The sequence below is a fragment of the Streptomyces sp. JLYT201 genome (assembly GCF_059448825.1).
In genome coordinates this window covers 6,333,915-6,352,952 of sequence record NZ_CM182551.1, presented here as the reverse complement: position 1 = coordinate 6,352,952, position 19,038 = coordinate 6,333,915, and the positions used below count along the sequence as shown (strand labels likewise).

Annotated in this window: 14 protein-coding genes and 2 tRNA genes; 6 read left to right on the top strand and 10 right to left on the bottom strand. The window is 72.0% G+C overall.

What is annotated here, in order from left to right; all coding sequences use genetic code 11:
- Positions 1-69: 69 nt before the first annotated feature.
- The 3 genes from AC5WAM_RS26660 to AC5WAM_RS26650 all read left to right on the top strand — a co-directional run bounded on the left by AC5WAM_RS26660 (position 70) and on the right by AC5WAM_RS26650 (position 3,043).
- Positions 70-1,032, top strand: coding sequence for a hypothetical protein (locus tag AC5WAM_RS26660; RefSeq protein WP_495519028.1), 963 nt, complete (start codon positions 70-72; stop codon positions 1,030-1,032).
- Between the two features lie 46 nt (positions 1,033-1,078).
- Positions 1,079-2,110 (top strand): hypothetical protein, encoded by a 1,032-nt coding sequence (locus tag AC5WAM_RS26655; protein WP_495519027.1) that lies wholly within the window; start codon positions 1,079-1,081, stop codon positions 2,108-2,110.
- A gap of 87 nt (positions 2,111-2,197) precedes the next feature.
- The gene (locus tag AC5WAM_RS26650) at positions 2,198-3,043 is read left to right on the top strand and encodes a hypothetical protein (protein WP_495519026.1); all 846 of its coding nucleotides are present in this window, start codon (positions 2,198-2,200) and stop codon (positions 3,041-3,043) included.
- A 95-nt stretch (positions 3,044-3,138) separates the two neighbouring features.
- Here the strand turns inward: AC5WAM_RS26650 and clpX are convergent, their stop codons facing one another.
- The 5 genes from clpX to AC5WAM_RS26625 form a co-directional block, all read right to left on the bottom strand.
- Complete coding sequence (gene clpX, locus AC5WAM_RS26645; RefSeq protein WP_030673850.1) at positions 3,139-4,425, bottom strand: ATP-dependent Clp protease ATP-binding subunit ClpX; 1,287 nt, start codon at positions 4,423-4,425, stop codon at positions 3,139-3,141.
- A gap of 218 nt (positions 4,426-4,643) precedes the next feature.
- On the bottom strand, positions 4,644-5,315 hold the full coding sequence (locus AC5WAM_RS26640; protein WP_366790460.1) for an ATP-dependent Clp protease proteolytic subunit: 672 nt from the start codon (positions 5,313-5,315) through the stop codon (positions 4,644-4,646).
- 104 nt (positions 5,316-5,419) lie between these two features.
- A complete protein-coding gene (locus tag AC5WAM_RS26635; RefSeq protein WP_030362534.1) occupies positions 5,420-6,025 on the bottom strand; it encodes an ATP-dependent Clp protease proteolytic subunit in 606 nt (201 codons plus the stop codon).
- Positions 6,026-6,354: 329 nt separating this feature from the next.
- The gene (gene tig, locus AC5WAM_RS26630; protein ID WP_495519025.1) at positions 6,355-7,749 is read right to left on the bottom strand and encodes a trigger factor; all 1,395 of its coding nucleotides are present in this window, start codon (positions 7,747-7,749) and stop codon (positions 6,355-6,357) included.
- Between the two features lie 207 nt (positions 7,750-7,956).
- Positions 7,957-8,033, bottom strand: a tRNA-Pro gene (locus AC5WAM_RS26625).
- Positions 8,034-8,192: 159 nt separating this feature from the next.
- Here AC5WAM_RS26625 and AC5WAM_RS26620 point away from each other — a divergent pair.
- A tRNA-Gly gene (locus tag AC5WAM_RS26620) sits at positions 8,193-8,266 on the top strand.
- 95 nt (positions 8,267-8,361) lie between these two features.
- Here AC5WAM_RS26620 and AC5WAM_RS26615 read toward each other — a convergent pair.
- Together AC5WAM_RS26615 and AC5WAM_RS26610 are read right to left on the bottom strand one after the other, a co-directional pair.
- The gene (locus tag AC5WAM_RS26615; RefSeq protein WP_495519024.1) at positions 8,362-10,524 is read right to left on the bottom strand and encodes a protein kinase domain-containing protein; all 2,163 of its coding nucleotides are present in this window, start codon (positions 10,522-10,524) and stop codon (positions 8,362-8,364) included.
- A 43-nt stretch (positions 10,525-10,567) separates the two neighbouring features.
- Positions 10,568-10,762, bottom strand: coding sequence for a hypothetical protein (locus AC5WAM_RS26610; protein WP_030673834.1), 195 nt, complete (start codon positions 10,760-10,762; stop codon positions 10,568-10,570).
- A 714-nt stretch (positions 10,763-11,476) separates the two neighbouring features.
- On the opposite strand from AC5WAM_RS26610, the gene AC5WAM_RS26605 reads away from it, so the two are divergent.
- Positions 11,477-12,673, top strand: a complete 1,197-nt coding sequence (locus AC5WAM_RS26605) for an acyltransferase family protein (RefSeq protein ID WP_495519023.1) — start codon at positions 11,477-11,479, stop codon at positions 12,671-12,673.
- A gap of 86 nt (positions 12,674-12,759) precedes the next feature.
- Here the strand turns inward: AC5WAM_RS26605 and AC5WAM_RS26600 are convergent, their stop codons facing one another.
- The 3 genes from AC5WAM_RS26600 to AC5WAM_RS26590 form a co-directional block, all read right to left on the bottom strand.
- Positions 12,760-15,210, bottom strand: a complete 2,451-nt coding sequence (locus tag AC5WAM_RS26600) for an ABC transporter permease (protein WP_495519022.1) — start codon at positions 15,208-15,210, stop codon at positions 12,760-12,762.
- Positions 15,207-16,058 (bottom strand): ABC transporter ATP-binding protein, encoded by an 852-nt coding sequence (locus AC5WAM_RS26595; RefSeq protein ID WP_366790454.1) that lies wholly within the window; start codon positions 16,056-16,058, stop codon positions 15,207-15,209. Before AC5WAM_RS26595 ends, AC5WAM_RS26600 begins: the two co-directional genes overlap by 4 nt.
- Positions 16,059-16,433: 375 nt before the next feature.
- Positions 16,434-17,618: a PP2C family protein-serine/threonine phosphatase gene (locus tag AC5WAM_RS26590; protein ID WP_138959732.1), complete on the bottom strand. Its 1,185-nt coding sequence runs from the start codon at positions 17,616-17,618 to the stop codon at positions 16,434-16,436.
- Between the two features lie 164 nt (positions 17,619-17,782).
- Between AC5WAM_RS26590 and AC5WAM_RS26585 the strand changes: the two genes are divergently transcribed.
- Entirely contained in the window at positions 17,783-19,018 is a 1,236-nt protein-coding gene (locus AC5WAM_RS26585) for a GNAT family N-acetyltransferase (protein WP_495519021.1), read from the top strand.
- The last annotated feature ends 20 nt before the right edge of the window (positions 19,019-19,038 follow it).

Here is a 19,038-nt window from a genome sequence, read left to right as displayed (position 1 = left end):
GGATGTCGGGAACACATAAACGTGCGGGAGAACGTAGGCGCACACACGCGTTCGAGGGGGAGCTTCAGCATGAGCTACAACCAGCCGGGCCCGTACGACGGCCAGCAGCCGCAGCAGCCGGGGCCGTATGGCGGCGGGCAGCCCCAGCAGCCCGGCCCCTACGGCGGCCAGCCCCCGCAGCCCCCGTACGGCCAGCCGCCGCAGGCCCCGCCGCCCGGCTACGGCTACCCCCAGCAGCCCCCGCAGGCGCCCCCCTACGGCCAGCCGCAGGCCCCGTACGGGCAGCCGCCCCAGGCTCCCTACGGGCAGCCGCCGCAGGCTCCCTACGGACAGGTCCCGCCGCCCCCGCCGCCGAGCGGAGGCGGCGGCAAGAAGGCGGGCCTGATCATCGGCGCGGTCGCGGTGGTCGCGGCGATCGGCGTCGGCGCGTACTTCGTCGTCGGGAGCGACGACGGCGGCTCCGGCTCGGTCAGCGACGACGGGCCGCACAAGCTGGTGTCCCCGGCCTCGGTCGGCGAGTACCAGAAGGACACCTCGTCGGACTCCTCCGGCGGCCCGCTGGACAGCGCGGGCAAGGACGACGCCGCCGAGATCGGCATCAAGGACGCCGTGCAGGAGAAGGCGAACTACAAGTCCGGCTCCGGGCTCAAGACGAAGGGCCTGAATGTCGTCGGCATGTCAGGTGAGATCAGCGACCCGGAGAAGACCATCGACAAGGCGTTCGAGAAGATACACGAGCAGACGGAGAAGGACAGCGACGGCGGCAAGGAAGAGGTCACCTGGCAGGGCAGCCCGGAGTCGGTCTCGCCGGACGCCCTGGACAACGCGCTGATGAAGTGCCAGCGGGCCAAGGTCTCCGAGGGCGGCAAGAGCCTGGAGATCCCGATCTGCGCCTGGTCCGACCGGAGCACCGCCGGCATCGTGACCGCCACCGACGCCGCCGCCTTCATCTCCGGCGGGGACGGCATGGCGACGGACGACGTCGCCGACCTCGCCGCCAAGTACCGCGACGCGGCCCGCGTGAAGAAGTGACGCGCGCACGCGCTCGCAGCAGCAGTTAACGGAGGGAACCCCAGCAATGAGCTTCAACCAGCCGGGCCCGTACGGCGGCCAGCAGCCTGGTCCGTACGGGGGCCAGCAGCCCGGTCCGTACGGCGGCGGCCAGCCGCAGCAACCGGGCCCCTACGGGCAGCCGCCCCAGGCCCCGCCGCCCGGCTACGGCTACCCGCCCCAGGCCCCGCAGCAGCCCGGCTACGGCTACCCGCAGCAGGCGCCCCAGGGCGTCCCGCCGCAGCAGGCCCCCTACGGCCAGCCCCAGGCCCCCTACGGGCAGCCGCCGCAGGCTCCCTACGGGCAGGTGCCCCCGCCCCCGCCGCCGAGCGGAGGCGGCGGCAAGAAGACGGGCGCCGTCATCGGCGCGGTCGCGGTGGTCGTGGCGGTCGCGGTCGGCGGCTACTTCCTGTTCGCGGGCGACGACAACGGTGGCAGCGGCTCGGTCAAGGACGACGGCCCGCACAAGCTGACGGCGCCCGCGACCGTGCTCGGCGACTACACGAAGAAGGAGTCCAAGGAGGACTCCATGACCTCCGAGAGCCGCGCGAAGGCCGAGAAGAACGGTGTGAAGAACGCCAAGGACCTGACCGTGCAGTACGAGTCGGGCAGCAAGGACAACCCGCTGGCACAGAAGCTGCTCCAGCTCAACGGCCTCTACGGGGACATCGACAACCCGGAGAAGGTCGTCGACTACATGTTCACCAGGGCGCAGGACGGCTTCTCCGAGGAGTCGGACTCGTCCTCCGGCGCCGGATCGAGCAGCCAGAAGCTCACCCCGATCGGCGAGCCCAAGTCGTACAACCCCTCCGAACTCGACGGCGCGATCATGAAGTGCCAGGAGATGAAGGTGGACCTGGGCTCCGGCTCGTCCTCGTCGGCCGGGTCCCAGGCCCCGAAGGAGATGAAGATGCCCGTGTGCATCTGGGGCGACAACAGCACGATCGGCGTCGTCATCACCACGGACGTGGCGGGCGCGCTCGGCGGCAAGAGCCCCGACCTGGGAGAGGCCTCCACCACCGCGGCCAAGTTCCGCAAGGAAGTCCGCGTCAAGGCCTGACCCGCAGGGTCAGTCAGCACCAGCGATAGGGTCCGGCCGGGTGCTCCGGCCGGGCCCTTCGCGCAGCACCAGCACAGAGGAACCTCGATGACCCAGTACCAGCCGGGCCCGTACGGCCAGCAGCCGCCCCAGCCACCCCAGGCCCCGCCGCCCGGCTACGGACAGCCTCCGCAGGCGCCCTACGGGCAGATGCCGTACGGGCAGGTGCCGCCGCCCCCGCCCCCGCAGAGCGGCAGCGGCAGCGGCAGCGGCAAGAAGGCGGGCCTGATCATCGGCGCGGTCGCGGTGGTCGCGGCGATCGGCGTCGGCGCGTACTTCGTGCTCGGTGGCGGCGACAGCGCCTCCGTGGCCGTCAAGGACGACGGGCCGCACAAGCTGATCGCGCCCGAGACCGTGCTCGGCGAGTACAAGAAGGGCAGCGGCACCATGTCGGGCGGCTTCGACGACCTCGACGACGCCGAGAAGCACGGGGTGAAGGACCCCACCTCCGTGCACGCGGGTTACGAGGTGCGCGACCGGGCCAATCCGCTGGGCGGCAAGCTGATCCAGTTCGGCGGGGTCTACGGAGAGATCGAGGACCCTGAGAAGACCGTCGACGCCCTGTTCGCCGGTGCCAAGGCCGACGCGAAGAAGGACAGCGCGAACGGCGGCAGCTCCGGCGAAATGGTCGGCAGCCCCCGGGACTTCAGCGCCGACGGCTTCGTCCTCAAGTGCCAGGAGGCCCGCGTCGAGAAGGGCTCCGGCACGAGCGGCGGTTCGGGCTCCGGCCCCAAGGAGGCGCGGATGGCCGTGTGCATCTGGGGCGACCACAGCACGGTCGGCCTCTCCATGCCGATGGCGATCGCGGACGTCGTGGCGGGCAAGAACCCGTCCCTTGACGACGCCGCGGAGACGGCGAGGAAGCTGCGCTCCGAGGTCCGGGTGAAGCGGTGAGCCGCCCGCACGGCCGCGGCTGAGCGGCACATGCGACAGGGGCGCCCGGCGAGGTCAACTCGCTGGGCGCCCCTGGTCGTTCGGACGGGGTCGGGCTAGGCCGACTTCTGCTCGCCCGCGCCCGGGCCCCGCACCTCGCGCGGGACCAGCGTCGGGTTCACGTTGGAGTGGACGACGTCCGCCGTGATGACGACGCGGGCCACGTCCTTGCGGGACGGCACCTCGTACATCACCGACTGGAGGACCTCCTCCATGATGGCGCGCAGGCCGCGCGCGCCGGTCTGGCGCAGGATCGCCTGGTCCGCGATGGCCTCCAGGGCCTCGCGCTCGAAGTCCAGCTCCACACCGTCGAGTTCGAAGAGTCGCTGGTACTGCTTCACCAGCGCGTTACGCGGCTCGACGAGGATCTGGAGCAGGGCCTCGCGGTCGAGGTTGTGGACCGAGGTGATGACGGGCAGGCGGCCGATGAACTCGGGGATCATCCCGAACTTCACCAGGTCCTCCGGCATGATGTCCTCGAACTGGTCCTTCTCCTCCAGCTCCCGCTTGGAGCGGATGGTGGCGCCGAAGCCGATGCCCTTCGCGCCCGCCCGGGCCTCGATGATCTTCTCCAGGCCCGCGAAGGCACCGCCCACGATGAACAGCACGTTCGTCGTGTCGATCTGGATGAACTCCTGGTGCGGGTGCTTGCGGCCGCCCTGCGGCGGGACCGAGGCCGTCGTGCCCTCCAGGATCTTGAGGAGGGCCTGCTGGACGCCTTCACCCGAAACGTCACGCGTGATCGACGGGTTCTCGCTCTTCCGGGCGACCTTGTCGATCTCGTCGATGTAGATGATGCCCGTCTCGGCCTTCTTGACGTCGTAGTCGGCGGCCTGGATGAGCTTGAGGAGGATGTTCTCCACGTCCTCGCCCACGTACCCCGCCTCGGTGAGCGCGGTGGCGTCCGCGATGGCGAAGGGGACGTTCAGCATGCGGGCCAGGGTCTGGGCGAGCAGCGTCTTGCCGGAGCCGGTGGGGCCGAGCAGCAGGATGTTGGACTTCGCCAGCTCGATGGCGTCCTCGCGGCCCTGCGCGCCGCCGTTCTCCCCGGCCTGGACGCGCTTGTAGTGGTTGTAGACGGCGACGGAGAGGGCCTTCTTGGCGGGCTCCTGGCCGACTACGTACCCCTCGAGGAACTCGTAGATCTCGCGGGGCTTGGGCAGCTCTTCCCAGCGGACCTCGCTCGTCTCGGCGAGCTCCTCCTCGATGATCTCGTTGCAGAGGTCGATGCACTCATCGCAGATGTACACGCCCGGGCCTGCGATGAGCTTCTTGACCTGCTTCTGACTCTTTCCGCAGAACGAGCACTTGAGCAGATCGCCGCCGTCACCGATGCGTGCCACGGTGTGCTTCCCCTTCGCCTGGGAGACGCCGTTGGTCCAGCGGCTCCTGGTGCCTTGTATCCGACGGTACCTTGCCTGGCCCCCCGTTCGGGCCCCCCTTGGCGCGGTTCGCTGCTACGCGGAACCGTGAAGAACTACGAAATGTCGCAGATCGCCACGGACCGACGCGACCGCGCCAAGGAGCGGGCAGTTGGTGCTGCGGTTTCCCCGGACGAGTATCAGGCGACCGCGGAGTTGTTCATCTTGCGGGTGGAGATGATCTGGTCGATCAGGCCGTACTCGAGCGCGTCCTCGGCGGTGAGGATCTTGTCGCGCTCGATGTCCTCGCGGATCTTCTCGATCGGCGTCGAGGAGTGCTTGGCCAGCATGTCCTCGAGCTGCGTGCGCATCCGGAGGATTTCGTTGGCCGCGATCTCCAGGTCGGAGAGCTGCTCGCGGCCGGTGCCACCGGACGGCTGGTGGATCAGCACGCGCGCGTTCGGCAGGGCCATCCGCTTGCCGGGGGTGCCGGCGGCCAGGAGCACGGCCGCGGCGGAGGACGCCTGGCCCATGCAGACCGTCTGGATGTCCGGCTTCACGAACTGCATCGTGTCGTAGATGGCCGTCAGGGCGGTGAAGGAGCCGCCCGGGCTGTTGATGTAGACCGAGATGTCCCGGTCGGGGTCCATCGACTCCAGGCACAGGAGCTGCGCCATGACGTCGTTGGCGGAGGCATCGTCGATCTGGACGCCGAGGAAGATCACGCGCTCCTCGAAGAGCTTCGCGTACGGGTCGTACTCGCGCACGCCCTGCGACGTGCGCTCGACGAAGCGCGGGATCACGTAACGGTTGTCCACCTGGGGGCCGGTGTGCAGGCCCGCGGGCTGGCCGCTGAGGGGGAAGCTGTTCATCTGAGGTGTTCCGTCCTGGTGATGAGCGTGGGCTTGGTCGGCTGGGGCCGGCCGGCTGCGGGCCGCCCCGGGCGGGGGCCTCCACGGGCCCCCTGGGCGCCTTCTCAGGCGCCCGTGCCGCCGCCGCCCGGAACACCGGAAGCGGCGCTGATGATCTCGTCGATGAGGCCGTACTCCTTGGCCTCCTCGGTGGTGAACCAGCGGTCGCGGTCACCGTCGCGGATGATCGCCTCGACCGTCTGGCCGGAGTGGCGGGCGGTGATCTCGGCCATCCGCTGCTTGGTGCGCAGCAGGTACTCGGCCTGGATCTTGACGTCCGAGGCCGTGCCGCCGATGCCCGCGGAGCCCTGGTGCATCAGGATGTCCGTGTGCGGCAGGGCGAAGCGCTTGCCCGCGGTGCCGCCGGTCAGCAGGAACTGGCCCATGGAGGCGGCCATGCCCATGCCGATCGTCACCACGTCGTTCGGGATGTACTGCATGGTGTCGTAGATCGCCATGCCGGCGGTCACCGAGCCGCCGGGGCTGTTGATGTAGAGGTAGATGTCCTTCGAGGGGTCGGCCGCGAGGAGGAGCATCTGCGCCGTGATCTTGTTCGCGATGTCGTCGTCGACCTGCTGGCCGAGGAAGACGATGCGCTCGCCGAGCAGCCGGTTGTAGACATGGTCGCCGAGGCCACCACCGATGGACGGCTCACCGGCTGCGTAGGGCATCAGATTCGTCACGTATCCACCTGCTCGTCTCTGACGGCACCGGCCGTCTCAGCATCTTCGTTCTGAGGGCAACGACTCCACTGCCCCCGTATTCATGGACCCTAACGCGCGGCCCCCTTCGGGGAATCCCGCAAGGGCAACTGTTCGCTGTGAGCGCAGGTAGCGCGCCCTGCGCACAGCGCCCGCAGGGGCGCGGGGAACTGCCCGTCCGGCCCGCCGCGGAGCAGCGCCCGCGGACGCTCCGGAAGAGGCGGACGCGTAGCCCCCGCGGGGCGTGAAGGGCCCCCGGGACGGGTGTCCCGGGGGCCCTTCACGTACTACTGGGGGGATCAGGCCTCGGCCTTCTCCTCACCGGCCTTGTCCGCCTCGGCGGCGGCCTCGGCGGCCTCGCCCTCGGCGGCCTCGTCCTCGTCCTCGTCGTCGAGGTCGACGACCTGGCCGTTGGTGTCCTTGACCGTGGCGGCCTCGACGACCACCGCGAGCGCCTTGCCGCGGGCGACCTCGCCGACGAGCATCGGGACCTGACCGCCCTCGACGACGGCCTGGGCGAACTGGTCGGGGCTCATGCCGGAGGACTGGGCGCGACGCATGAGGTGCTCGGTGAGCTCCTCCTGGTTCACGTTCAGCTTCTCCTTGTTGACCAGCTCGTCGAGGATGAACTGGGTCTTGATGCCCTTGACCGCCTGCTCGCGGGTCTCGGCGTCGAACTCCTCCTCGGTCTTGCCCTGGATCTCCAGGTACTTGCCGAGGTCGAGGCCCATCTGGCCGAGCTGGTGGTGCTCCAGGTTGTGCTTGCGGGTGCGGATCTCGTCCTCGAGGAGCTTCTCGGGGACCGGCACCTCGACGAGCTCCAGGAGCTTGTCCAGGACGCGCTCCTGGGCCTGGGTGGCCTGGTCGAACTGGCGGGCCGTCTCCAGGCGCTTGCGGCTGTCGCCCTTCAGCTCGTCCAGGGTGTCGAACTCGGACGCCAGCTGCGCGAAGTCGTCGTCCAGCTCCGGCAGTTCGCGCTTGGCGACCTGGGTGACCTTGACGGTGACCTCGGCCTCCTTGCCCGCCGCGGAGCCGCCCTTCAGCTCGGAGGTGAAGGTGGCCTCGCCGTCGGCCGCCAGGCCCTTCACGGCGTCGTCGATGCCCTCGAGGAGCTCGCCGGAGCCGATGGTGTACGAGACGCCGCTGGCGACGCCGTCCTCCAGGACCTCGCCGTCGACCTTGGCCTCCAGGTCGATCGTCACGACGTCGCCGTCCTCGGCGGCGCGCTCGACCGGCGCGGTGGACGCGAAGCGGCCCCGCAGGTCCTCGACGGCCTTGTCGACGTCCTCGTCGCTGACCTCGACCGCGTCGACCTCGACCTCGATGCCGGAGTAGTCCGGGATCTCGATGGTCGGGCGGACGTCGACCTCGGCGGTGAAGCTGAGGGTCTCGTTGTCCTTCAGCTCGGTGATGTCGACCTCGGGCTGGCCCAGGACGTTGAGCTCGGCCTCGTTGACCGCCTCCGTGTAGAACTTCGGGAGGGCGTCGTTGACGGCCTCCTCCAGCACAGCACCGCGGCCGAACCGCTGGTCGATGACCCGGGCCGGGATCTTGCCCTTACGGAAGCCCTTCACCGTGACCTGCTGGTTGATCTTCTTGTACGCCGCGTCGAGGCTGTCCTTGAGCTCCTCGAAGGGCACCTCGACAGTGAGCCGAACCCGGGTCGGGTTCAGGGTCTCCACGGCGCTCTTCACGGTTCGGTCTCCTTGTGGGCTGACTGCTTGGGTTTCTGCCCGGTCGAGAGACACACGGGCACACAGCTTGCATAGTAACGGCACGCGGGAGCCGACCCACAATGCGATCTTGAAAGACGGGCCGAAGACAGGCCGCGAATCCGGCCGGAGCGCCCACATCCGGATCTTCGGCCCGGGAAACCGGCCACTGAGCTGGAAAGATCCTGCTGGTCGGGGTGGCGGGATTTGAACCCACGGCCTTCCGCTCCCAAAGCGGACGCGCTACCAAGCTGCGCCACACCCCGTCGGTGCGACACGTAGGGTACATGCCCGCGGGGGGTGCGGCGCCCGCTTGCGGGAGCGCGCGAGGAGCGCGGGGACGGGGGTGTGCGGCGGACCGCCGTGACCCGCTACGATGCATGCCGTGCCGCGCTCGCCGATCTGCGAGCCGCTGCACCAGCTGTGCGGGCGTAGCTCAATGGTAGAGCCCTAGTCTTCCAAACTAGCTACGCGGGTTCGATTCCCGTCGCCCGCTCCACGGCCTCCGGCCCGGCGTCCAGGTTCATCCCCGGACACCAGGCCGGAGGCTTTTTCACGCCCGCGCGCACCCGTGTTCGCACCCGTGCGCAGGCGTCACGGGTTGCGGATGTCGACGCTGTAGACGGAGCGGACGCCGTAGGGGACGTAGAGGGCGTCGCCGACGAGGGTCAGCGGGGCGCCGGGAGTGTCCGAGGAGGACAGCACGTCGGTGCTGCGCGCGGGGCGCGACCAGTCCACCTTGCCCGTGCGCCGGTCGAGGGCGCCGAGGCGGCCACTGGGGGACGTCAGGAAGACGTGGTGCTCCCCCGCGAGGGGCGGGCCCGGGTTCTCCACCTCGGAGTCGCTGCTCCAGAGCTGACGGCCCGAGCGGGGGTCGACGGCGCTCACACGGCCGCTCCAGAGCGTGTAGTAGACGGTGCCGCCGCTGAGGGTGGCGGTCGCCGCCGAGGGCTGGCGGTGGGAGAGGCGCACGGAGCGGACCGCGTGCCCGCCGGACGTCACGTCGACGGTCACCAGGGTGCGGTGCGCCGCGCCCTCCTCCTTCCGGGAGAAGACCAGGTTCCCGCCCAGCCGCCCCACGCCGCTCTGCCCGAAGACCAGCCGCCCGTCCGCCTGCCCGAGGAGCCGCAGCACGCCGGGGAACCGGACGGTCCAGGTCGGCTTGCCCGTTGTCAGGTCGAGGCGCGAGACCCGGGTCTCCTTCTCGGACAGGCAGACGAGATAGCCCTGCCCTGCGGCGGCGTTGACGCCGCAGCTGTCCGGGACGGGCAGGGGGCGCTGCCAGCGGGGCTTCCCCTGCGCGCGGTCGGCGAGCAGCGCGTACCGGTCCGCCGCGACGCCGTAGCGGGCGAGGAGGCCGCCGTTCACGACGGCCGCGTCGCCGAGCTCCGGATCGGAGTTGGGCGGGGCAGGACCGCGCTGCTTCCACAGGGGCGCCCGGCTCCACAGCACCGCGCCGGTCCGGCTGTCGAGGGCCTGGAGCTCGTAGGCGGGATCGGGGGGATCGCCCCCAGCGGGCTCGACCGACTTGTCCGTGTATACGTACACGCGCTCACGGTCGCCCGACGTGCCGAAGACGGTGCCTTCGCCGGGAACTCCGCCCGCGCCCGCGGCGGCTTCGCCGCCCCAGGCGAGCTTCCCGGTGGCGAGGGAGAAGCGCACCGCCTTCGCACCGCCGCCCGCGCAGACCAACCCGGCGTGGGCGACGACGCAGCGGCTGAACGGGCTGTCGTCCCCGTCCTCGGTGCGGGTGTCCCGCGCCTGCCACGCCCGCCAGCCGGACGGCAGGTCCCGGGCCGCGGCACCGTCGGGCTTGAGCCACTGGACCGCGCCCAGGGTCAGCGCGGCGGCGAGCACCCCGCCCACCGCCCCGGCGATCAGCAGCCTGCGGCGGCGCGGGCGCGGTGCGGGCTCGCCGTCGGCGGGCGGTGCGGGTCGCGGCGGCACGGGGTCGCCCCGCAGCAGGGCCAGGAGTTCGTCCGGGGTCGGGCGCTCCTTGGGGTGCTTGGCCAGGCAGAGGGTGACCAGGGCGCGCAGGTCGGGGGGTACGGCGTCGAGCCGGGCGTCGCCCTCGACGACGCGGGTCGCCGTCTCGTACGGGGAGACGTCGTCGAAGGGACCCCGGCCCGTGGCGGCGTGGACCAGGACGGAGCCGAGGGAGAAGACATCGGACGCGGGGCCCACGTCACGGGGCGAGGTGAGCTGCTCCGGGGACATGTAGGGCGGGGTGCCCATGACGCGGCCGGTCTGGGTGAGGGGGTCCCCGGCGAGGGCCTCGGCGGCGCGGGAGACGCCGAAGTCGATGACGCGGGGGCCGTCGTCGGCCAGCATCACGTTGGCCGGTTTCAGATCGCGGTGGACGACGCCCACGCGGTGGATGTCGCGCAGCGCCTCGGCGAGGCCCGCCGCGAGCTCCGGGAGGCGCTCCGCGGGCAGCGGGCCGTGGCGGCGCACGTACTCGCCCAGGTTCTCGCCCGGGATGTAGAGCGTGGCCATCCACGGGCTCGGCGCGTCCGCGTCGGCGTCCACCACGGGGGCGGTGAAGGCGCCGCTGACCTGCCGCGCGGCCTCGACCTCGCGGCGGAACCGGGCGCGGAATTCCGGATCATCGGCGTACTGGGCGTGCACGACCTTGACCGCGAGGCGCCGTCCGGACGCGGAGCGCGCGAGATAGACGACGCCCATCCCGCCCGAGCCCAGGCGGTCCTCGACCGGATAGCCGCCGACGTCCTCAGGGTCCGTTTCCCGCAGCGCCACCGCTCCCAGACCCCCCAGTGTCGCCGCGGCCGGCCTTCAGCCGTCAGAACTGTATGTCGCCGATGGTCTCCGCCAAGGAGTTGAGAAGCTCCTGGATGTCGTCCGCCATTCCCGTCGAGGCGAGCGTGAAGCCGAAAGTCGCCGCGACGATGGCAGGCCATACCTTGATGTTCCCTTGACGAATCATCAAGACGAGGACGATCGCCAACAGCAGTACCACTGACAGCGAAATGGCCACACTCATCACACCCTAGGTCGGTCGCTCTCCCGCCCGGGGGGTACGGCCCCGCACACCCCCGCCAGGAACCATCGTGCCACCAACACGACCGCCCTATGCGGCCGGTGACACATCGTCGGCCACGCGTTGACCAGTGACGCACCCGTCCCACCCGCGTTCCGGAGGGTCGCGGGGCGCGCGCCGCACGGATGCCGCCCGCATCCGTACGGCAATTCGACGGTTCCACTGGAGGGCGAATTCGACGTGATCGTTTCCATGGCCAGCCATCGCCGTACGACCCCGCGCCCCGGTTCCCGCACCGGCAGTTCACCGGGAATTCGAATGGTGGCCGAGAACACATCGCACGGGTTCCCATAACCCATCACGGACCGATCAACCAGGACATTTCACCAGAGTCGCCCGCAGGCGTTATGCACGATTTAAGCGGTACGAGTGGTGACGTATCGGACAGCGATCAGTGAGTTTTCGGTCTTTCGCCGCGGGTACCCGGGGCCTAATTGCGGGAACCCGGCCGAGCGGCGGACAGACGGACCGGCCGGGGTTGTCGACGTCGTTACGAGCGTATTGGCGAGGCATTGCACGAATGAATGAGCCGAGAGTTTTACGGGAACAGCGGGGCGGCGCTAGGGTGCCCCAGATGTTCCACGCTGCCATGACCCCCGTAAGCGCAGTGCGGTCCCGGATCGTCCCACCGAGCTCTGGGTGGGAGGGCCCGTGACGAACTCCGTGCAGCCGCACGGCCGGCACCGGGCACCGCTGCCCCCCGTACAGGAGACGGCCCCGCACTCCTTTGGACCCGCTTCCCGCCCCTCCCCCCAGCCCGCCGCTCCCGCCCCGCGCTCCGCCACCGGCCCCGCCGGACGCCCCGCCAAGCAGCGCGACGCGTTCTTCGACAACGCCAAGTACCTGGCGATCGTGCTCGTCGCGATGGCCCACGCATGGGAGCCGCTGACCGACCACAGCCGCACCGCCGAGGCGCTGTACATGACCGTGTACACGTTTCACATGCCGGCCTTCATCCTGATCTCCGGCTATTTCTCCCGCAGTTTCGACATGCGGCCCGACCGGCTCAAGCGCCTGGTGACGGGCGTCGCCGTGCCGTACGTCGTCTTCGAGGTCGCCTACACCTTCTTCAAGCGGTGGGCGGACGACGACCCGACGCAGCCGATCAGCCTGCTTGACCCCTGGTACCTGACCTGGTTCCTGATCGCCCTGTTCGTGTGGCGCCTCACGGTCCCGCTGTGGAAGGTCGTGCGCTGGCCGGTGCCGCTGTCCCTGTGCGTGGCCCTGCTCGCCGTCATCTCCCCCGACATCGGCGACGACCTGGACCTCCAACGGGTCCTGCAGTTCATGCCGTTCTTCGTCCTCGGCCTGTTCCTGAAGCCCGAGCACTTCCAGCTGGTGCGGCGGCGCGAGGTCCGGATCCTGTCGGTGCCCGTCTTCGCCTGCGCGGTCGCGCTCGCCTACTGGGCGGCGCCGCGGATGACGTCGGTGTGGTTCTACCGGCGCGAGAGCGCCCAGGAGCTGGGCGTGCCGTGGTGGGTCGGCGTCGTGATGACGCTGGCGCTCTTCGGCTGCTCCGTGGTGCTCACCGCGTGCTTCTTCGCATGGGTGCCGCGGCGGAAGATGTGGTTCACCGTCCTGGGCGCGGGCACCCTGTACGGGTATCTGCTGCACGGGTTCCTCGCGAAGGGCTCCCGGTTCTGGGGCTGGTTCGAGGACTACCCGTGGCTGCACCGGCCGCTGGGCGAGGTGTTCGTCTCGGTGGTGGCCGCGGCGGTGGTCACGGCGCTGTGCACGCCGGTGGTGCGGCGGGTGTTCCGCTTCGCGATGGAACCCCGGATGGAGTGGGCGTTCCGCCGCGACGCCACCGAGGTCGCGCGGGAGCGGACGGGAGCGTCCGCCCGCTAGGCCCCCCCGAACGCACAGCCCCAGGCCGTCAGTTGCTCGGAGCCTGGGGCTGTGCTCGCGGCCGGGGCCGGCCCGTCGGCCGGGCCCTAGGAGTGCCGCAGGGCCGCGCGGGCCGGGAGCGCGGTGGCCAGCAGGCCCAGGAGGATGGCCGAGCCCGCGAAGGACGCGTAGAGCAGGGGCGGGACGTACGGGGACTCCCCGGTGAGGCCGCGCACCATCGGCACCAGCGTGGCGAGCGCGATGGCCGTACCGATGAGCACGCCCGCGCAGGTCACGAGCAGGGCCTCCCAGCGGACCATCCGCATGACCTGGCGGCGGGTCGAGCCGATCAGGCGCAGCATGCCGAGCTCGCGGCGCCGGTCGAGGACCGTCATCACCAGCGTGTTGACGGCGGCGACGGCCGCGAAGCCGCCGAGGACGGCCGCCATGACGGTGTTGGCCCAGGCGTTGAGCTTCCGGTCGAGGGACTGGGCGGTGGTGTAGCCGTCCCGGTCGCTGACCGTGCCGAGGGACTTCAGCCCGGCCGCCGTGCCGCCCTTCGTCCAGATCTCCGTGTCGAGCGCGGCCGTGACGTGCTGGCGCACCGCGGCCGCGGGCAGCGTGACCTGGGAGAGGCCGAGGCCCCGCTCGTACGTCGCCGTGAGCGTCGGCCGGATCTTCGTGCCGTCGGGCAGGCGCAGCTCGACGCGGTCGCCGGTCTTCAGGTGCGCGGAGGTCGCGAGGTTCGCGTCGAGGCCGATCTCGCCCTCGCGCAGGGTCAGTCGGCCGGTCTCCACGTTCAGGTCCTGCACCTCTGCGAGGTCCGCGGCGGAGCCGGTGACGCCCTGGGCGGACGCGGACTGCAGCCAGCGGTCGCCGCCGGAGCCCATGGGGATGAGCACGGACGTCTTCAACAGGCCGACCGCCGAGGTCACTTCGGGGGCCTTCGCCGCCTCGCGCACGGCGCCGGGGCCGAAGCCCGCGCCGGACGTGACGATGTGGTCGGCGGTGATGCCCTCCCGCTGCTGGTCGGCCGTCACCTTGTCCTCGCTGGTGTGCATGAAGACGAGCGTGGAGGCGAACGCCATGGCGAGGACGATCGGGGTGATGGCGGAGGCCAGCCTGCGGGCGTTCGTACGGGAGTTGGCGGCCGCGAGGGACGCGGAGGCGCCCGCGCCGCGCAGCGGCAGGCCGAAGAGGGCCGCGCAGCCGCGGGCCACCAGCGGGCCGAGCAGCGCCACCGCCAGCATGAACAGCATGACGACGCCGAGGGCCGCGTTCGCCGCGTCGTCGCCGGTCGAGGTGGCGGCGACCCGGGACAGGACGATGCCGCCCACGGTCGCGGCGATGCCGAGCGGCGTACGGATCCAGCCGGGCCGCAGCCGCTCCACCGAGGCCTCGCTGAGGGCCTGCCCCGGCTTGATGCGGGAGGGGCGGCGCGCGGCCGCGTACCCGGCGAGCAGGGCGGTGAGGACGGCCGTGCCCGCCGCCGCGACGAGCGGGATCCAGGACACGGCGAGGTCCACCGCGTCCGGGACGGCGCCGCGGTCCTTGAGCTGCCCGAACCACCAGCTCGCCAGGGCGATGCCGGGCAGACAGCCGAGGGCGCCCGCGAGCGGGGCGACGAGCAGCGTCTCGGTGGCGATGGTGCGGCGCACCTGGCGCGGGGTCGTGCCGATGGCGCGCAGCAGGGCGAACTCCCGGGCCCGCTGGCCGACGGAGAGCGCGACGGTGCCCGCCGCGGTGAAGACCGCGACCACCGCGGCGATGCCGCCGAAGGAGCCGCCGAGGCCGGTGAGCAGTTCCTCGGCGCCGACGAGCGAGGGGTCCTCGACGCCGCCGCGGTCCTCGCCCGTGTGGACCTTCGCCTTGCCGTCGAGGGCCTTGGCGACCTGGGCCTTCAGGGCCGCCTCGGTGACGCCGTCCTCGGGCAGGACCGCGATCGCGTCGACGCGGCCCGGGTGCCCGGAGAGGCGGAGCGCGTCGGCGTCGGGGAACCAGACGGTGGGCTCGGCGGCGCCGGAGACCGTGCCGGAGACCCGGACCTCGCGCGGGCCCGCGGCCGTGGTCAGCGTCACGCGGTCGCCGACGCGGGCCCCGGCCCGGGCCAGGACCGCCTCGCCCGCGGCGGGCGCGCGGCCCGCCGTGAGCTTCTCGCCGGTGAAGGCGGTGGCTCCCCAGCCGTGCGCGGTCAGGGCCTTGCCGCCGCCCCCGCCCGCGAGCGCCACCGGGAAGGTGACGTCCCCGACGGCCGTGCGCGCCCCGGGCACCGCCGCGGCCTTCGCGACCAGGGAGCCGTCGAGGCGGGCCCGGTCCGGGACCGGCTCGGTGGAGGCGCTGTCGCCGCTGCCGAAGTGGACGCGCTGGTCGGCGGCGGCCACGACGGGCGCGTCCGCGTAGCGGGTGGGCGGCACGGAGGCGCGCAGGCCCGTCTCCAGGAGGATGCCGCAGGCCGACACGATCAGGGACGCCATCATCAGCGCGACGAACGTGCCGACGAACGCGGCGGGCTTGAAGCGGACGGCCGCGCGGGCCAGGCCGTTCGGGACGAAGCTCATGCCGCCGCCACTCCCGCGTACGGGGGCGCGGGCGTGGCCGCGGGCGCCGTCAGGGCACGCATCCGGTCCGCGATCCGCGCGGCCGACGCGCCTTCCAGGCGGTCCACGATCTCGCCGTCGGCCAGGAACAGCGTGCGGTCCGCGTACGCGGCGGCGGCCGGGTCGTGGGTGACCATCACCACGGTGGCGCCCATGCCGTCGACGGCCGAGCGCAGCAGGCCGAGGATCTCGGCGGCCGTGGTCGTGTCCAGGGCGCCCGTCGGCTCGTCGGCGAACACCACGTCCGGCTCGGTCACCAGGGCGCGGGCGATCGCGACGCGCTGCTGCTGGCCGCCGGAGAGCTGGCCCGGGCGGCGCCTGCCCTTGTCGCCGAGGCCCACGCGGGCCAGGACGTCGGCGGCCTTGCGGTGGTCGGGCCGGTGGCCCGCGAGGCGCATCGGCAGCAGGACGTTCTGCTCGACGGTGAGCGAGGGCAGCAGGTTGAAGGCCTGGAACACGAAGCCCAGGCGGGTGCGGCGCAGGGCCGTCAGCTTGTTCTCGCTCATGCCGGTGATCTCGGTGCCGCCGAGGTGGACCGTGCCGGCCGTGGGGCGGTCCAGGCCCGCCGCGCACTGCAGGAACGTGGACTTGCCGGAGCCGGAGGGGCCCATCACGGCGGTGAAGCTGCCGCGGGGCAGGGCGAGGTCGATGCCGCGCAGGGCGTGCACGGCCCGGTCGCCGCGGCCGTACTGGCGGCGGACGCCGCGCAGCTCCACCGCCCGGTCGGACGGGGCGCCGTACGGTGCCCTCTCCGCGGGGGCGGGGGTCGTGGTCCGCTCGCCCCGCTGCCTCTTCTTGCGCAGCCCCATGGCTTGCCCAGCCCTTCCGTCGTCCGGTGCGTGCTCGATGCATCGAACCTACGGATCAGGGCCCTGCCCGGGCCATGAGGTGCACCGGCGAATGAGGGGTGGGGTTTCCCCCACCTGCCCCCGGGGGGCGCCAGGCCGGGCCCTCGCGGCGCGCCCCAGACCCACCCCTTCCCGATCCTGGGGGCTCCGCCCCCAGACCCCCGCTCCTCAAACGCCGGAGAGGCTGAAAGATCTGCCGCGACCGGCGACAGATCCAGCCCGTCCGGCGTTTGAGGACGAGGCGCGAAGCACCGAAAAGGCGGGGGCACGGGTGGGCGGGTGGGAGGAAACCCCGCCGCGGTAGCGGTGGGGGCGGTTCAAGGCCCAGGGGCCAGGTCAGGCGTCGCGGCAGAGGAGCAGGAGGGCCCTGTCGTCGTTGACGTCCTTGGCCACGGCTTCGATGAGGTGCCAGGCGGCTCCGTGGAAGCCGCCGGCGACGTAGCGGTCGGCCTCGCCGGTGAGGCGGTCGATGCCCTCGCCGATGTCGCGGTCGGCGGTCTCGACGATGCCGTCGGTGAACAGCATGAGGACGTCACCGGGGCGCAGGGAGCCCTTGACGGGGTCGAACTGGGCGCCGTCGTACACCCCGAGGAGGGGGCCCTCCCCGGCCTTCTCCTCCCAGCGGCCCGTGCCCGCGCTCAGCTGGAGCGCGGGGAGGTGCCCGGCGGAGAGGAGTTCGTAGTCGCCGGTCTCCAGGTCGAGGACGAGGTGGATGGACGTGGCGAAGCCCTCGTCCCAGTCCTGGCGGAGCAGATAGCCGTTGGCGGCGGGCAGGAAGGCGTGCGGCGGCAGCGACCCGAGCAGGCCGCCGAACGCGCCGGACAGGAGCAGCGCCCTCGACCCGGCGTCCATGCCCTTGCCGGAGACGTCCGTGAGGACGACCTCCAGGGTCCGGCCGCCGTTGGTGCGGGCGGCGACGACGAAGTCGCCGGAGAAGGACTGGCCGCCCGCCGGGCGCAGCGCCATCTCGCGGTGCCAGCCGCGCGGCAGCTTCGGCAGCTTGCTCTGTACGCGGATGCGCTCGCGCAGGTCGAACAGCATCGTTCCGCCGCCGCGCCACGGCACGCCGACCCGGCTGCGGAACTGGGCGATGAGCAGCCCGAAGAAGCCGCACGCGGCGACGGTCAGGACGGTGCCGGGAGTGACCCGTGCCGGGCCCTCGGTGTAGGGCCCGAGCCGGGCGGACTCCACGATGAGGGCGGCCGCGGACGCCGCGTACAGGCCGAGGAGGCTGGAGGGCCTGAGCAGCAGTCCGCCCGCGACGATCGGCAGGACGAGGACGGAGGGCGAGAACCACACCGGGTTGACGATCGTGCACACGGTGATCACCGGCACGGTCAGGAGCAGCGCGGCGAGCGCCACCCAGTCCGAGCCGTCGCCCCGGAAGTAGTCCACTCCGGATTTGCGCAGCCCTATGCGGGCCCGGTGGAGCCGCTTCTTCATCCGGGCCGGGAACGTCTCGGCTGCGGCGCGCCGCTCACGCGGTGCGCGCCGCTCGCGCTTGTTTCGTCGTACCGCCATTGCTCGTGGACCCTATCCACCGGGCCAGGCGCTTCGCACGGGAGGTACCTCTTGTCCCCCTTCAGGGGCACCTCGCCCGTATCTCCGCGCCCAGCGTCCACACGCGCGTTCCGGTACGCGGAAAACATGTCGCCGCGTCCCAGGAGCCCTGGTAGGCATGGCATATGACAGCAGACTTGCGGGAGTTGGGCCAGAGCGATTGGGACCGCTGGTACGGAACGCTGGAGCGGGCCTTCGGCGGGCTCCACGAGGCGCCGGAGGAGCGCGAGCTGTGGGACGCGCTGACGGAACTCGACCGCTGCCTCGGTCTCTGGGACGGCGAGGAGTGCGTCGGTACGGCCGGGGCCTTCAGCTTCCGCATGACGGTGCCCGGCGGGGCCCTGGTGGACACGGCGGGCGTCACGATGGTGAGCGTGGCGGCCACGCACCGCCGCCGCGGCCTGCTCACCTCGATGATGCGGCGGCAGCTCGACGACCTGCGGGAGCGCGGGGAGGCGCTGGCCGCCCTGACGGTCTCCGAACCCGCGATCTACGGCCGGTTCGGGTACGGCGTGGCGACGTGGTTGTTCAACGTGTCGATCGACACGCCGCGGGTGCGTCTCACCGTGCCCGAGGGCACGGACGAGGTGCGTCTGCGGTACGCGGTCCCGGCCGAGGCCGCGGCGGCCTGCGAGGCGGTGTACGCGCGCGTGGTGCCCGGCCGTCCCGGGATGCTGGCGCGGCAGCCGGGCTGGGAGCGCCTGCCGCTCCTGGACCCGGAGCGGGACCGCGACGGCGCCTCGCCGTTGCAGTGCGTGCTCGCGGAGCGCGCCGGTGAGGTCGTCGGGTACGCGCACTTCGCGGTCAAGTCCGACTGGGAGGTCCAGGGCCCGAAGGGCGTGGTCCGGGTGCGCGCCGTGGAGGCGCTGGACCCGGCAGCGCACGCCGCGCTGTGGCGCTTCCTCTGCGACATCGACCTGACCTCTCGGGTCGAGTCGCTCAACCTCCCGGTGGACGACCCGCTGTTCCACCTCGTCTCGGACGTGCGGCGCTGCGGACTCGTGATGCGCGACTCGCTGCACGTACGTCTGGTGGAGGTCGGCGCGGCCCTGGAGGCGCGCACGTACCAGGCGCCCGTGGACGTGGTCCTGGACGTCGCGGACGCGTTCTGTCCCTGGAACGAGGGGCGCTGGCGGCTCACGGGCGATCCCAAGGGCGCTTCCTGCAAGCGCGTCGACGACGACGCGCCCGCCGACCTCGCCCTGTCCGTACGGGAGCTGGGCTCGGCGTACCTGGGCGGTGTGTCCCTCGCGGAGCTCGCCCGGGCGGGCCGGGTGCGGGAGCTGCGCCCCGGGGCGCTTGCGGAGGCGGGCCTGGCCTTCGGGTCGCAGGTCGCGCCCTGGCTGCCGCACGGGTTCTAGCCGGGGGCTCCGCGCGGGTC

Coding starts and splice junctions, on each gene's coding strand:
- AC5WAM_RS26655 (WP_495519027.1), top strand. CDS start 1,079: ATGAGCTTCAACCAGCCGGGCCCGTACGGCGGCCAGCAGCCTGGTCCG.
- AC5WAM_RS26595 (WP_366790454.1), bottom strand. CDS start 16,058: ATGGGGCTGCGCAAGAAGAGGCAGCGGGGCGAGCGGACCACGACCCCC.
- AC5WAM_RS26660 (WP_495519028.1), top strand. CDS start 70: ATGAGCTACAACCAGCCGGGCCCGTACGACGGCCAGCAGCCGCAGCAG.
- AC5WAM_RS26640 (WP_366790460.1), bottom strand. CDS start 5,315: ATGAACAGCTTCCCCCTCAGCGGCCAGCCCGCGGGCCTGCACACCGGC.
- AC5WAM_RS26590 (WP_138959732.1), bottom strand. CDS start 17,618: ATGGCGGTACGACGAAACAAGCGCGAGCGGCGCGCACCGCGTGAGCGG.
- AC5WAM_RS26635 (WP_030362534.1), bottom strand. CDS start 6,025: ATGCCCTACGCAGCCGGTGAGCCGTCCATCGGTGGTGGCCTCGGCGAC.
- AC5WAM_RS26600 (WP_495519022.1), bottom strand. CDS start 15,210: ATGAGCTTCGTCCCGAACGGCCTGGCCCGCGCGGCCGTCCGCTTCAAG.
- AC5WAM_RS26585 (WP_495519021.1), top strand. CDS start 17,783: ATGACAGCAGACTTGCGGGAGTTGGGCCAGAGCGATTGGGACCGCTGG.
- AC5WAM_RS26650 (WP_495519026.1), top strand. CDS start 2,198: ATGACCCAGTACCAGCCGGGCCCGTACGGCCAGCAGCCGCCCCAGCCA.